The sequence below is a fragment of the Methylibium sp. genome (genome assembly GCF_965279545.1).
GTDB lineage: Bacteria > Pseudomonadota > Gammaproteobacteria > Burkholderiales > Burkholderiaceae_C > Methylibium.
The window spans coordinates 3,404,178-3,418,561 of sequence record NZ_OZ257250.1; the positions used below are offsets into that span (position 1 = coordinate 3,404,178).

Annotated in this window: 11 protein-coding genes; 7 read left to right on the plus strand and 4 right to left on the minus strand. The window is 69.5% G+C overall.

The features are described 5' to 3' along the window. Positions 1-3 precede the first annotated feature (3 nt). The gene (locus tag ACQY9S_RS16020; protein WP_428420955.1) at positions 4-636 is read right to left on the minus strand and encodes a PepSY-associated TM helix domain-containing protein; all 633 of its coding nucleotides are present in this window, start codon (positions 634-636) and stop codon (positions 4-6) included. 58 nt (positions 637-694) lie between these two features. Between ACQY9S_RS16020 and ACQY9S_RS16025 the strand changes: the two genes are divergently transcribed. After that, the gene (locus tag ACQY9S_RS16025) at positions 695-2,803 is read left to right on the plus strand and encodes an MFS transporter (RefSeq protein WP_428420956.1); all 2,109 of its coding nucleotides are present in this window, start codon (positions 695-697) and stop codon (positions 2,801-2,803) included. Positions 2,804-2,815: 12 nt separating this feature from the next. Here ACQY9S_RS16025 and tgt read toward each other — a convergent pair whose 3' ends face one another. The 3 genes from tgt to queA form a co-directional block, all read right to left on the minus strand. Next, positions 2,816-3,943: a tRNA guanosine(34) transglycosylase Tgt gene (tgt, locus tag ACQY9S_RS16030; protein ID WP_428420958.1), complete on the minus strand. Its 1,128-nt coding sequence runs from the start codon at positions 3,941-3,943 to the stop codon at positions 2,816-2,818. Between the two features lie 106 nt (positions 3,944-4,049). Beyond that, on the minus strand, positions 4,050-4,442 hold the full coding sequence (locus ACQY9S_RS16035) for a c-type cytochrome (RefSeq protein ID WP_428420960.1): 393 nt from the start codon (positions 4,440-4,442) through the stop codon (positions 4,050-4,052). A 181-nt stretch (positions 4,443-4,623) separates the two neighbouring features. Next, a complete protein-coding gene (gene queA / locus ACQY9S_RS16040; protein ID WP_428420962.1) occupies positions 4,624-5,685 on the minus strand; it encodes a tRNA preQ1(34) S-adenosylmethionine ribosyltransferase-isomerase QueA in 1,062 nt (353 codons plus the stop codon). Between the two features lie 57 nt (positions 5,686-5,742). On the opposite strand from queA, the gene recG reads away from it, so the two are divergent. From recG to ubiA, 6 genes are all read left to right on the plus strand, one after another. Continuing rightward, complete coding sequence (recG, locus tag ACQY9S_RS16045) at positions 5,743-7,836, plus strand: ATP-dependent DNA helicase RecG (protein WP_428420963.1); 2,094 nt, start codon at positions 5,743-5,745, stop codon at positions 7,834-7,836. A gap of 106 nt (positions 7,837-7,942) precedes the next feature. After that, positions 7,943-9,139 carry an OpgC domain-containing protein gene (gene opgC, locus ACQY9S_RS16050; protein ID WP_428420965.1) on the plus strand — a complete coding sequence of 399 codons (1,197 nt, stop codon included), beginning with the start codon at positions 7,943-7,945 and terminating at the stop codon, positions 9,137-9,139. Between the two features lie 132 nt (positions 9,140-9,271). After that, positions 9,272-10,195 (plus strand): LysR substrate-binding domain-containing protein, encoded by a 924-nt coding sequence (locus ACQY9S_RS16055; protein WP_428420967.1) that lies wholly within the window; start codon positions 9,272-9,274, stop codon positions 10,193-10,195. Between the two features lie 130 nt (positions 10,196-10,325). Then, on the plus strand, positions 10,326-12,485 hold the full coding sequence (gene katG / locus ACQY9S_RS16060; RefSeq protein ID WP_428420969.1) for a catalase/peroxidase HPI: 2,160 nt from the start codon (positions 10,326-10,328) through the stop codon (positions 12,483-12,485). Positions 12,486-12,536: 51 nt separating this feature from the next. Continuing rightward, on the plus strand, positions 12,537-13,034 hold the full coding sequence (locus ACQY9S_RS16065) for a Dps family protein (protein ID WP_428420971.1): 498 nt from the start codon (positions 12,537-12,539) through the stop codon (positions 13,032-13,034). Between the two features lie 196 nt (positions 13,035-13,230). After that, positions 13,231-14,148: a 4-hydroxybenzoate octaprenyltransferase gene (gene ubiA / locus ACQY9S_RS16070; RefSeq protein ID WP_428420973.1), complete on the plus strand. Its 918-nt coding sequence runs from the start codon at positions 13,231-13,233 to the stop codon at positions 14,146-14,148. Positions 14,149-14,384 lie beyond the last annotated feature (236 nt).

Here is a 14,384-nt window from a genome sequence, read left to right on the forward strand (position 1 = left end):
TCTTCAGTGGATGAACAGCAGGGCGAGCAGCAGCGGGATCACCAGCCCCAGGCCGACGAGCGGCCAGGTGGTCGGCCGGTTGGCCGCATGCAGCTTCAGGATGAACAGGCCGGTGACCGAGAACATCAGGCAGGCCACGGCGAACAGGTCGATGAACCACGACCACGCGAGGCCGGTGTGGCGCCCCTTGTGCAGGTCGTTGAGGTAGGAGATCCAGCCGCGGTCGGTGCGCTCGTACTCGACCGCGCCGCTCTCGCGGTCGATGCGCAGCCAGGCGTCGCCGCCGGGGCGCGGCAGCGACACGTAGACCTCCTCGGACGACCACTCGGCGTCACTCCCGTCCACGTCGACGGCCAGCTGCTCGGACAGCCAGCGCACCAGGGCGGCCGACAGCGGCACTTGCTGGTGGTCGCCTGCCGGCGCGCCCTCGGCCAGCAGGGCCCGCAGACCGGCCGGGAGCTGCACCGCGCGCGTCATGACCTGCGGCTGAGCGCCGATCTGCGCGGCATGGTTGAGCGTGATGCCGGTGACGCTGAACAGCAGCATGCCCAGCAGGCAGATCGCCGAGCTGATCCAGTGCCATTGGTGCAGCGTCTTCAGCCAGTAGGCGCGCTGGGGGGTGTCGGTCTTGCGCATGCATCCGGGTCTCGTCGCACCGGGGGCCATGCACTGCGGCCGGTCTTCGGACCGCAGCATGACCTCCGCGAAAGTTGCAGCTCAGTGTAAGCCATTAAATGCGAATCACTATCAATCACGAGACGTAAAGTCTGCTCGTTCCGGTGCGGCGCCCCCCCGGCGAGGGCCGTGCTGGCGGCATCTTCCTGCAGGCGCCGTTTCCTGGGCGTTGCGCCGGTGCCGCCGATTGGCAACCGTTAAGCTGCGCGTCGCCACCGCCCGACCCGGAGCCCGCTTGAGCGACACCCTGCACCCGCCGAACCAGTTCGCGCTGCTAACGCAGCGACGCTTCGCGCCGTTCTTCTGGACCCAGTTCCTCGGCGCCGGCAACGACAACCTGTTCAAGTTCGCCTTCACCGTGCTGGTGACCTACCAGTTGCAGGTCGAGTGGCTGCCGCCGGCGCTGGCCGGGCTGGTGATCGGCGCGCTCTTCATCCTGCCCTTCCTGCTGTTCTCGGCCACCTCGGGCCAGTTGGCCGACAAGTTCGACAAGACGCGCGTGATCCGCTTCGTCAAGACGCTGGAGATCGCGATCATGGCGCTGGCGGCCTGGGGCTTCTGGGTCGCGAACGTGCCGGTGCTGCTGGCCTGCGTGGTGCTGATGGGCCTGCACTCCACGCTGTTCGGGCCGGTCAAGTTCGCCTACCTGCCACAGCACCTGGGCGAGCGCGAGCTGACCGGCGGCAACGGCATGGTGGAGATGGGCACCTTCGTCGCGATCCTGCTCGGCAACGTGGTGGGCGGCTTGCTGATCGCGGTGCCCGAGGTCGGACGGCACCAGGTGGCGTTCGGCTGCATCGGCGTCGCACTGCTCGGACGCCTGGCGGCGCAGTTCGTGCCGGCATCGAAGCCCACCGACCCGGGCCTGGTGATCAACTGGAACCCGGTCACCGAGACCTGGCGCAACCTGATGCTCGCGCGCCGCAGCCCGGTGGTGTTCCGCTCGCTGCTCGGCATCTCGTGGATGTGGTTCTTCGGGGCGGTGTTCCTGAGCCAGTTCCCGTCGTTCGCAAAGGACGTGATGGGCGGCGACGAACGCGTCGCCTCGCTGCTGCTGGTGGTGTTCTCGGTCGGCATCGGCATCGGCTCGCTGCTGTGCGAAATGCTGAGCCGCCGGCACGTGGAGATCGGCCTCGTGCCGTTCGGCGCGATCGGCATGAGCGTGTTCGCGATCGACCTCTACTTCGCGACAAGAGGCCATGCGCCGACCGGCAGCATCGCCACGGTGAGCGCTTTCGTGCGCGAGCCCTGGCACTGGCACGTGATGGCCGACCTGGCGCTGCTCGCGCTGTTCGCCGGCCTGTACAGCGTGCCGATGTATGCGCTGATCCAGCTGCGCTCGCCGCCCACGCACCGCGCGCGCATCATCGCCGCCAACAACATCCTCAACGCGCTGTTCATCATCGCCAGCAGCGTGATGGCCGGGGCGCTGCTGAAGGCAGGCTGCACGATCCCGCAGATCTTCCTCGTCACCGGGCTGCTGAACGCCGTGGTCGCGGCCTACATCTTCCTGCTGGTGCCGGAGTACCTGCTGCGCTTCATCGCGCTGATCGCGACGCGCCTGATGTACCGCTTCCGCATTCGCGGTGACGAGCACATCCCGACCGAGGGCGCGGCGGTGCTGGTGTGCAACCACGTCAGCTTCGTCGACCCGATCCTGCTGATGGCGGCGAGCCCGCGGCCGATCCGCTTCGTCATGGACCACCGCATCTTCGCGGCGCCGGTGCTCGGCTGGCTGTTCCGCCTGGCCAAGGCGATCCCCATCGCGCCGCAGAAGGACGACCCGGCGACCTACGAGCGCGCCTTCGCCGAAGCCCGCAAGGTGCTGGGCGAGGGCGAGCTGCTGTGCATCTTCCCCGAAGGGGGCATCACCCGGGACGGCACGCTGCAGCCCTTCAAGGGCGGCGTGATGAATATCCTGGCAACGCACCCGGTGCCGGTGGTGCCGCTGGCGCTGCACGACCTGTGGGGTTCGTTCTTCTCGCGCGCCAGCGGTGCCGCGATGACGCAGCCGTTCCGGCGTGGGCTGTGGAGCCGCGTCGGCCTGAGCGCCGGCGCGCCGCTGGCGGCGGCCGAGGTCACGCCGGACCGACTGCGCGAGCGCGTGGCGGCGATGCTGGCGGCGTGAACGCGCGGGGCATCAGACGCCGCGCGCGCGGTCGGCCGCGAACTGCGCGCGCCAGGCCTCGAAGCGCTCCGCGTCGAGCGCCTCGCGCACCTCGCGCATCAGGTTCAGGAAGTAGTGCAGGTTGTGGATGCTGGCGAGCATCGGCCCGAGCATCTCGCCGCAGCGGTCGAGGTGGTGCAGGTAGGCGCGGCTGAAGCCGGCACAGGCGGTGCAGCTGCAGCTCTCGTCGATCGGCCGCTCGTCGGTCTTGTAGCGCGCGTTGCGCAGCCGCAAGTCGCCGTGGCGGGTGAACAGGTGGCCGTTGCGGGCGTTGCGCGTGGGCATCACACAGTCGAACATGTCGACGCCGCAGGCCACGCCCTCGACCAGGTCCTCCGGCGTGCCCACGCCCATCAGGTAGCGCGGCTTGTGCGCCGGCAGGCGCTGCGGCGTGTGCGCCATGATGCGCAGCATCTCGTCCTTCGGTTCGCCGACGCTGACACCGCCCACCGCGTAGCCCGGCAGGTCCATCGCCACCAGCGCGTCGAGCGAAGCCTCGCGCAGGTTCTCGAACATGCCCCCCTGCACGATGCCGAACAACGCGTTCGGGTTCTCCAGCCGCGCGAACTCGGCCTGGCAGCGCGCCGCCCAGCGCAGGCTCAGCGCCATCGACGCCCGCGCTTCCTGCTCGGTCGTCAGATGGCCCGCGGTCTCGTAGGGCGTGCACTCGTCGAACTGCATCACGATGTCGGAGTTCAGCACCGTCTGGATCTGCATGCTGGTCTCGGGCGTCAGGAAGAGCTTGTCGCCGTTGACCGGTGACGCGAACTTCACGCCCTCCTCGCTGATCTTGCGCATTGCGCCGAGCGACCAGACCTGGAAGCCGCCGCTGTCGGTGAGGATGGGCTTGGGCCAGTGCTCGAAGCGGTGCAGGCCGCCGAACCGGCGCAGCACGTCCAGCCCTGGACGCAGCCACAGGTGGAAGGTGTTGCCGAGGATGATCTGCGCGCCCATGGCGTCGAGCGAACTCGGCATCACGCCCTTGACGGTGCCGTAGGTGCCCACCGGCATGAAGATCGGCGTCTCGACGACGCCGTGGTTGAGCGTGAGGCGGCCACGGCGCGCGTGGCCCTCGGTGTGCAGCAGTTCGAAGCGGAGCATGCCGAATTGTCGCAGCGGCCACTCCGCGATCACGTCGGCACTGCGGGGGTCACCGTTGGTGCACCAGAGCCGGACGCCGGGCCGCCGGACGCGCCCGGCGCGATGCCTACTTCTTCGCGTCCAGGCTCAGGATCCACTGCACCAGCTTGCGCGCATCCGGCTCGGTGATCGCGACCCGGTTGGGCGGCATCGCCAGGCCGCTGGCCTTGCCCTTCCAGTGGCTGTCGTAGGGATTGGAGCCGGACAGCACGGTGGCGGTGAGCTGGTTCTCGGCGCCCGCCTGACCCTTGTACTTGGCCGACACGTCACGCCAGGCCGGGCCGATCGGCGCGAGCCCGTCGGGACCCTTGGCGCCGGGCTCGACGTGGTGGCAGGTCATGCAGCCGCTGCCGGTGGCCAGCTTGAGCATCGCATCGTCCTTTGCAGCGGCCAGGGCTGGCGCGGCGACGGCGACGAGGCCCAGGGCCAGCAAGAGGCTGCGAATGGTGGGGACGGTCATGGTGTGTTCTCCTTGAAACGAGGGGCCTTGACCGTCACGATAGGGAGTTGCGCACCGGACCGCTTGAGCCATATCAAGGCAGACCCGCGTTTTGCCCCGATGGAGCAGGCGGGAGCAGCGGTGACGCGGCACGGGCGCGACGCCCTGCTCCCGCCTGAAGCAATGCACGCGCCGCGGTCGCTCAGCGCCGGTCCAGCAGCATCGCGTCGCCGTAGCTGAAGAAGCGATAGCGCTCGCGGATCGCATGCGCATACAGCGCCCGGATGCGATCGAAACCGGCGAAGGCGCAGACCAGCATCATCAGCGTGCTGCGCGGCAGGTGGAAGTTGGTGAGCAGCCGGTCGACCACGCGGAATTCGAAGCCGGGCGTGATGAAGATGTCGGTGTCGCGCGCCCCGGCGCGCAGCGCGCCGCCCCGTGCGGCCGACTCGAGCGCTCGCAGCGTGGTCGTGCCGACCGCGACGATGCGCCCGCCCTCGCGGTGCGTGCGCGCGACCGCATCGACCGTGGCCTGCGGCAGCTCGAACCACTCGCTGTGCATGCGGTGCTCGGCCAGGTTCTCGACGCGCACCGGCTGGAAGGTGCCGGCACCGACGTGCAGCGTCACGCTCGCGCTGCCGACGCCGCGCGCCTGCAGCGCCGCCAGCACGTCCGCGTCGAAATGCAGCGCGGCCGTCGGTGCAGCCACGGCACCGGGCCTGCGCGCGAACACGGTCTGGTAGCGGCGCTCGTCGTCGGCGTCGTCGGTGTGCGTGATGTAGGGCGGCAGCGGCACGTGCCCGTGTCGTTCGAGCAGCGCGAACGGCTCGCCCGGCAGGCGCAGGTGGAACAGCGAACCGTCCGGGCCGCAGCGGCCCAGCACCTCGGCGTCGAAGGCCGCGTGCGCGTCGCGGCCGGCGAAGCGCACGCGGCTGCCGGGCTTGGGCGACTTGCTCGCGCGCAGGTGCGCCCAGACCTCGTGCGTGCCGGGCAGCACGCGCTCGACCAGCGCCTCGACGCTGCCGCCGCTGGCCTTGTGGCCGTACAGCCGCGCCTTGATGACGCGCGTGTCGTTGAACACCAGCAGGTCGCCCGGCGCCAGCAGTGCGGGCAGTTCGCGAAAGCGCCGGTCGAGCGGTGCATCGCCGCGGCCGTCGAGCAGGCGCGAGCCGCTGCGCTCGGGCGCCGGATGCTGGGCGATCAGCTCCGGCGGCAGGGCGAAGTCGAAATCGGCGGCGGTGAAGCGAGCGGGTGCGGTGGACATGGCGGACAGGCTGGACCGGCCTGATGCGAAACGAGAGGCAGCAGGCAGAATTGTTCCATGCCCCAGGCCCCGCGCCCCGCCTCGCGCTCCGCACCGTCCGTCGCCGGCTCGGCGGCCGCGGCACCGGCGACGAAATCGGGCCCGGCGCGCGCCATGGAAAAGCTCGGACTGGTGCGCGACATCGATCTCGCGCTGCACCTGCCACTGCGCTACGAGGACGAAACCCGCGTGGCACGCCTCGCCGACACCCGCGAAGGCGAGACCGTGCAGATCGAAGGCACGGTGCGCGACAGCCGTGTCGAGCTGCGGCCGCGCCGCCAGCTCGTCGTGCGGCTCGACGACGGCAGCGGCGAGCTGGTGCTGCGCTTCCTGCACTTCTACCCCTCGCACCAGAAAACGCTCGCCGTCGGCACGCGGCTGCGCGTGCGCGGCGAGCTGCGCGGCGGCTTCCTCGGCCGCGAGATGGTGCACCCGACCTTCAGGGCGGTGAGCGACGATACGCCGCTGGCGACCGCGCTGACACCGGTCTACCCGACGAGTGCCCAGCTGCCGCAGGCCTACCTGCGCAAGGTCGTGGCCTCGGCGCTGAACCGTGCTCCGCTCGACGAGCTGCTGCCCGCGGGCAGCGTGCCGACCGGCCTGCCGGGCCTGAAGCAGGCGCTGCAGTTCCTGCACCACCCGGCGCCCGAGGTGATGCTCGCGACGCTCGAAGACCACAGCCACCCGGCCTGGCAACGACTGAAGTTCGACGAGCTGCTGGCGCAGCAGCTGTCGCAGCGGCTGGCGCAGCGCGAGCGGGCGAGGCTGCGCGCGCCGGCGCTGCGGGCGCAGGCCGGCGGACTGCACGAGCAGCTGCTCGCGGTGCTGCCCTTCCAGCTGACCGCCGCACAGCGGCGCGTGGCCGAGGAGATCGCGCGCGACCTGGCGCGCCCGCAACCCATGAACCGGCTGCTGCAGGGCGATGTGGGTTCGGGCAAGACGGTGGTCGCGGCGCTGGCCGCGGCGATCGCCATCGATGCCGGCTGGCAGTGCGCTTTGATGGCACCGACCGAGATCCTCGCCGAGCAGCATTTCCGCAAGCTGGTCGGCTGGCTGGCACCGCTGGGCCTGCAGATCGCCTGGCTCACCGGCAGCCGCAAGGGCAAGGCGCGCACGCGCATGCTCGAGCGCGTGGCCAGCGGCGAAGCGCGGCTGATCGTCGGCACGCACGCGGTGATCCAGGACCGCGTCGAGTTCGAGCGCCTCGGACTGGCGGTCATCGACGAGCAGCACCGCTTCGGCGTCGCGCAGCGGCTCGCCCTGCGCCGCAAGCTCGAAGACAGTCCGCTCGAGCCGCACCTCCTCATGATGAGCGCGACGCCGATCCCGCGCACGCTGGCCATGACCTACTTCGCCGATCTCGACGTGAGCACCATCGACGAGTTGCCGCCGGGGCGCACGCCGATCGTCACCAAGGTATTCGCCGATGGCCGGCGCGACAGCGTGATCGCACGCATCCAGGGCGAGGTCGCGAAAGGCCGGCAGGTCTATTGGGTGTGCCCGCTGATCGAGGAATCGGAGACGCTGGACCTGCAGAACGCGACCGAAACGCACGCCCTGCTCAGCGAGGCGCTGCCCGGCGCGAGGGTCGGCCTGCTGCATGGCCGCCTGCCGGCCGCCGAGAAGGCAGCGGTGATGTCGCTGTTCACCGGCGGCCAGATGGCGGTGCTGGTGTCGACCACGGTGATCGAGGTCGGCGTCGACGTGCCGAACGCCGGCCTGATGGTGATCGAGCATGCCGAGCGCTTCGGCCTGTCGCAGCTGCACCAGCTGCGCGGGCGCGTCGGCCGCGGCAGCGTCGCGAGCGTGTGCGTGCTGCTCTACACGCCGCCGCTGTCGGACACCGGCAAGGCGCGCCTGCGCGCGATGGCCGAGACCGGCGACGGCTTCGAGATCGCGCGCCGCGACCTCGAGATCCGCGGCCCCGGCGAGTTCATGGGCGCGCGCCAGAGCGGCGCGGCGCTGCTGCGCTTCGCCGACCTGACCGAGGACGGCGCGCTGCTCGAACGCGCACGCCAGCTCGCGCCGCAGTTGCTCGACCGCGACCCGCGCGCGGCGCAGGCGCACGTGGATCGCTGGCTCGGCAGCAAGGCCGAGTACCTGAAGGCTTGACCCACGTTTGACGCTGGCCTGAAGATCCGCGGGACGGCGATGGCACGACAATGGGGCACACAGTCCATACGGCCGAGCCACGATGCCGCTTGTTCACACCTTCTCGATGGCGACCTCCCACTCCGCTCACCAACCGACAGCGGCCCCGCCCACGGCACGCGACGTGTCGATCGACATCCTGCGCGGCGTTGCGCTGGTCTCGATTCTCATCAATCACCTGACGTGGTTCTGCATGAACCTCGGCTACGTCGGGCACAGCGTGCCGACCTTGTCGCGCTTCGGCTACTCGTCGTCGGCCGAGCTGTTCTTCCTGTTGTCGGGCTATCTGGTCGGGTACATCTACGGGCCCCACAAGCCCGACTACCGCTGGTGGCGCACGACGGGCCACCTGCTGCGGCGAGCGGCCCAGCTCTACCTGGTGTCGCTGCTGCTGTACGCCTTCGTTTTCGCCGTTGCCGCAGCCGGGGTGCTGACTCCCGAGCAACTGGACCGCTTGCGCATCGCCGCACTGGTTCGCGCGCCGACCCAGGCCGCCTGGGACTTCGTGTGGATGCTGCGCTGGCCGCCTCTGCTCGACATTCTTTTCACTTATGTCCTCTATCTGATGGCCGCACCGGCCTTCATCGCCGTGCTGAAAGCGGCCCCGCGATCGGCAATCCTGCTGCCGGTCATCGCGTACGTGATGTCTCAGGTCGCCCCCGAGTTCGGCTACCTGGGCATGGGCTATGGCGACGACGCCTTGGCCGGGCGCTGGAACAAACTCGCCTGGTCGGTGCTGTTCTTCGGCGGCCTGACGGCGGGCAATGCCACGCTGCTGCGCACGCTGAAGACGCGGCTCGCCGGCAGCGTGCGCGCCTTCGCCGTCGCCGCCGGCACGATGGGCGCGGTCACGCTGCTGTTCCTTGTCGACACGCGCACCCGGTGGCTCGACCCATTCTTCACGACCATGCCGGGCATTGACCAACCGACGCTGGGCCCGACCCGGATCCTGCACACGCTGGTCGTCATCTCCACGTTCTTCACGGCGATGTGGGCCTTCCCCTCGCTCGCTCGAAGCCGACCGGGCCGACTGCTGCAGACCGTCGGCGAGCACCCGCTGCCGGTGTTCGCCGCAGGCGTGGGCCTGACCTATTCGGGCGCCTTGCTGTATGTGCACCTGGGCGAATCGGGTAGCGCCTACCTGGTGGCAGTGGTCTTGGCGCTGCTGGCCACCGTCGCGCTGGCCTGCGCGCTGCGGTGGAAGGCGCAGGCCCTGGCGACCGCATCGGCGGCGCCGCGGGGCAACCCGGCCGGCCGCGGCTGACCCGAGCGCAGCGCCCGCGCTTGCGCGCGCGTGTCGCCGCGGCGAAATGCCCCCAGAATCAAGGCACGGGTTCATCACCCCGAACCCTGCCCCTTCCTTGATCGACGGACCCGCCGGACCCAACGCCCCGCCATGACGCTGACCGAACTTCGCTACATCGTCGCCGTGGCGCGCGAACGGCACTTCGGGCGCGCGGCCGAGGCCTGCTTCGTCTCTCAGCCGACGCTCAGCGTCGCGATCAAGAAGCTCGAGGACGAACTCGACGTGAAGATCTTCGAGCGCGGCAGCAGCGAGATCTCGATGACACCACTGGGCGAGGAGATCGTGCGCCAGGCCCAGGCCGTGATCGAGCAGGCGCAAGCGATCAAGGAGATCGCCAAACGCGGCCAGGACCCGCTGGCCGGTGCGCTGCGGCTGGGCATCATCTACACCATCGGGCCTTACCTGCTGCCCGACCTGGTGAAGCACGCGATCGAGATGTTCCCGCAGATGCCGCTGATGCTGCAGGAGAACTTCACCGTCAAGCTGCTCGAGATGCTGCGCACCGGCGAGCTGGATTGCGCGATCATGGCCGAGCCCTTTCCCGACACCGGCCTGGCGATCGCACCGCTCTACGACGAGCCCTTCGTCGTGGCCACGCCCGCGACCCACCCGCTCGCGAAGCGCGAGAGCATCTCGTCGGAAGAGCTGAAGAAGGAGACGATGCTGCTGCTCGGCACCGGCCACTGCTTCCGCGACCACGTGCTCGAGGTCTGCCCCGAATTCGCGCGCTTCTCCAGCGACGCGGAAGGCATCCGCAAGAGCTTCGAGGGCTCCTCGCTCGAAACCATCAAGCACATGGTGGCCTCGGGCATGGGCGTGACCGTCGTACCCCAGCTCAGCGTGCCGAAGGAAATGCAAACGCACCTGCGCTACGTCCCTTTCACTGCGCCGCTCCCGACCCGGCGCGTGGTGCTGGCGTGGCGCCGCACCTTCACGCGCTACGAGGCGATCGCCGCCTTGCGCAATGCGGTCTATGCCTGCGAGCTGCCGGGCGTCACCCGCCTGACCGCCTGAACCGCACCGGGCCCGGCCGCGCCGAACCACCCCCGCGGCTATCGACGCCATTGCCGCACCGTCATTGATCGGGCGGAACCCGGCTCCTAAACTGCCCTCGACTCATCGTGGACAACCTCAGGAGACCGACATGGCGACCGAATCCCAGTGCCCGTTCAACCACGCCGCCGCCGGCGGCGCGACGAACAAGGACTGGTGGCCCAGCCAGCTGCGGCTGGAGCTGCTGAGCCAGCACTCGAGCAAATCCGATCCGCTGGGCGCCGGCTTCGACTACGCCGAGGAGTTCAAGAAGCTCGACTACTTCGCGCTCAAGAAGGACCTGCTGGCGCTGATGACCGATTCGCAGGACTGGTGGCCGGCCGACTTCGGCCACTACGGCCCGCAGTTCATCCGCATGGCCTGGCATGCCGCCGGCACCTACCGCACGGCCGATGGCCGCGGCGGCGGCGGCCGCGGACAGCAGCGCTTCGCGCCGCTCAACAGCTGGCCCGACAACGTGAACATCGACAAGTCGCGCCGCCTGCTGTGGCCGATCAAGCAGAAGTACGGACTGCGCATCAGCTGGGCCGACCTGCTGATCCTGACCGGCAACGTGGCGCTGGAATCGATGGGCTTTCGCACCTTCGGTTTCGCCGGCGGCCGCGAGGACGTGTGGGAACCCGACAACGACGTGAACTGGGGCAGCGAGACCACCTGGCTGGCCACCGACCAGCGCTTCACCGGCGACCGCGACCTGGACCAGCCGCTGGCCGCCACCCACATGGGCCTGATCTACGTCAACCCCGAAGGGCCCAACGCCAGTGGCGATCCGGTCGCCGCCGCCAAGGACATCCGCGCGACCTTCGGCCGCATGGCGATGGACGACGAGGAGATCGTGGCGCTGATCGCCGGCGGCCACACCTTTGGCAAGGCGCACGGCGCCGCGCCCGAATCGCACAAGGGCCCCGAGCCCGAAGGCGCGCCGCTCGAGGCGCAAGGTCTGGGCTGGCACAGCAGCTTCGGCAGCGGCCACGGCAAGGACACCGTCTCCAGCGGTCTGGAAGTCACCTGGACCACCACGCCGGCGCGCTGGAGCAACGACTTCTTCGACCACCTGTTCAAGTTCGAGTGGGAGCTGACGGCGTCGCCCGCCGGCGCGAAGCAGTGGGTGGCCAAGGATGCGCCGGAGATCATTCCCGACGCGCACGTCCCCGGCAAGAAGCTCAAGCCGACGATGCTGACCACCGACCTCACGCTGCGCCTCGACCCCGCGTTCGAGAAGATCTCGCGCCGCTTTCAGGGCAACCCGCAGGCCTTTGCCGAGGCCTTCGCACGCGCCTGGTTCAAGCTCACCCACCGCGACATGGGCCCGAAGGCGCGCTACCTGGGCCCCGAGGTGCCGAAGGAAGAGCTGATCTGGCAGGACCCGCTGCCCCCGGCCACGCTGCCGGCGCCGAATGCCGCCGACATCGCCGACCTGAAGGCGAAGATCGCCGCCGCAGTTGGCAACTCCAGCCTGACGGTCGCGCAGCTCGTGGCCACCGCCTGGGCCTCGGCCTCCACCTTCCGCGGCGGCGACAAGCGCGGCGGCGCCAACGGCGCGCGCCTTCGCCTGGCGCCGCAGAAGGACTGGGAGGTCAACACCCCGGGTGAACTGGCCAAGGTGCTGGCGACGCTGGAGGCGATCCAGCAGGCCTCGGGCCGGTTCTCGCTGGCCGACGTGATCGTGCTGGCCGGCGGCGTGGGCGTGGAGCTGGCGGCCAAGGCGGCGGGTGTCGGCATCGAAGTGCCGTTCGCGCCCGGCCGCGTCGACGCCACGCAGGAGCAGACCGATGTCGAGTCCTTCGCGGTGCTCGAGCCGGTGGCCGACGGCTTTCGCAACCACTTCAAGGGCCCGGCCGGCGTTGCGGTCGAGCACCTGCTGGTGGACAAGGCGCAGCTGCTCACACTGACGGCGCCCGAGATGACCGTGCTCGTGGGCGGGTTGCGCGTGCTGGGCGCCAACGCGGGCGGCAGCAAGCACGGCGTGTTCACCGACCGGCCGGGCGTGCTGAGCCCCGACTTCTTCGTCAACCTGCTCGACATGGGCACGGCGTGGAAGCCGGCCGACGGCGTGTACGAGGGCAAGGACCGCCAGACCGGCCAGCTGAAGTGGACCGGCACGCGGGTCGACCTGGTGTTCGGCTCCAACGCCGTGCTGCGCGCGCTGGTCGAGGTGTACGCCAGCGCCGACGCGCACGCCAAGTTCGTGCACGACTTCGTGGCCGCGTGGACCAAGGTCATGACCCTGGACCGCTACGACCTCGCCTGAGCGGGCCCGGCTACAGTTCCAGCCATTCCATTTGACCCAGGAGCGAACACGATGGCCAAGACCAAGAACGCCACGCAGCCGGTGAACATCGGCATTTCGGAGAAGGACCGTGCCGCCATCGCCAAAGGCCTGAACGCGCTGCTGGCCGACACCTACACGCTCTACCTCACGACCCACAACTTCCACTGGAACGTGACCGGGCCGATGTTCAACACGCTGCACCTGATGTTCATGACGCAGTACACCGAGCTCTGGAACGCGGTCGACCCGATCGCCGAGCGCATCCGTGCGCTGGGCTTCCCGGCCGCCGGCTCCTACGGCCAGTTCGGCAGCCTCACCTCGCTGAAGGACGCACCGGCCTCGCCGCCCAAGGCGCTGGAGATGGTGCGCATCCTCGTCGAAGGCCACGAGGCCGTGGCCCGCACCGCGCGCAACCTGTTCCCGCTGGCCGACAAGGCCTCCGATGAACCGACCGCCGACCTGCTGACGCAGCGCCTCACGGTGCACGAACAGTCGGCGTGGATGCTGCGCTCGCTGCTGGAAGCCTGAGCCGGATCTGCCGAGCCGCCGCTGCGGCAGCGGCTCGATCGGCGGCGGCGATGAGCCACGGGGCGGCCACGGCTCCCGCAATGGCGCCAAGGCCATCGGGAACGAAAGCGCGCAAAGTCGACGGAGCGGGCAAGGGGTCCATGACGGCGTGGACTCCTTGCCGACAGCGCCATGCCGCCACCTACACTCGCGCCCGATGTCCGCCCAACCCGACACATCTCGCCCGTCGCGCCCGGCGCTCTACCTGCAGCTGATCCGCTGGGACCGGCCGGCCGGCTGGCTGCTGCTGCTGTGGCCCACGCTCGGCGCGCTGTGGCTGGCCGCGGGCGGCTTCCCCGGCTGGCATCTGCTGGCGGTGTTCACGCTCGGCACGGTGCTGATGCGCAGCGCCGGCTGCTGCGTCAACGACGTGGCCGACCGCGAGTTCGACCGCCATGTGAGGCGCACCGCCCAGCGGCCGGTGACGCGCGGCGCGGTCTCGGCGCGCGAGGCACTGGCGCTCGGTGCGGTGCTGGCGCTGGCGGCCTTCGGGCTGGTGCTGACGACCAATGCGCTGACCATCGCACTGTCGTTCGCGGCGCTGGCGATCACGCTCGCCTACCCCTACGCAAAGCGCTTCGTGTCGATGCCGCAGGCGGTGCTGGGCGTGGCCTTCAGCTTCGGCATCCCGATGGCCTTCAGCGCGGTGCGCGGTGGCAGCGCCTGGGACCTGACCGCGCTGAACGCCGCCGTGCCGTGGTGGGCCTGGGGCCTGCTGATCGGCAACCTGTTCTGGGTGCTGGCCTACGACACCGAGTATGCGATGGTCGACCGCGACGACGACCTCCGCATCGGCATCAAGACCTCCGCCATCACGCTGGGCCGCCACGACGTGGCGGCCGTGATGAGCTTCTACCAGCTCTACCTGCTGGTCTGGGGCGCCATCGGCTTCTGGCAGGGACTCGGCGTGCCCTTCGCCGTCGGCCTGGCTGCGGCGGCGGTGCAGGTGGCCTGGCACCACACGCTGATCAAGGACCGCAGCCGCGACGGCTGCTTCAAGGCCTTTCGGTTGAACCACTGGGTGGGGTTCGCGGTGTTTGCGGGGATCGTGGTGGATCTGGCGTGGCGTGCGTGACGCGTTGAACTTGATGATCTAACGCCTGCCGCGGCCTCAGATCGCAAGTACTCGTGGCATCAGGATTTGTGCAATCCAGAGATTGACTTAGGCTACACGCGCCCGGTAGCGTCACTATCTCCAAACCTTGTTGAGCTTCACAGACCACCATCGATGGTCTGCCACTGGCAAATCCAAATGCGGTAGCAAGCGACTATGCAATCCACACCAGTTCAAGACGTCTGCATTTTCTGGGA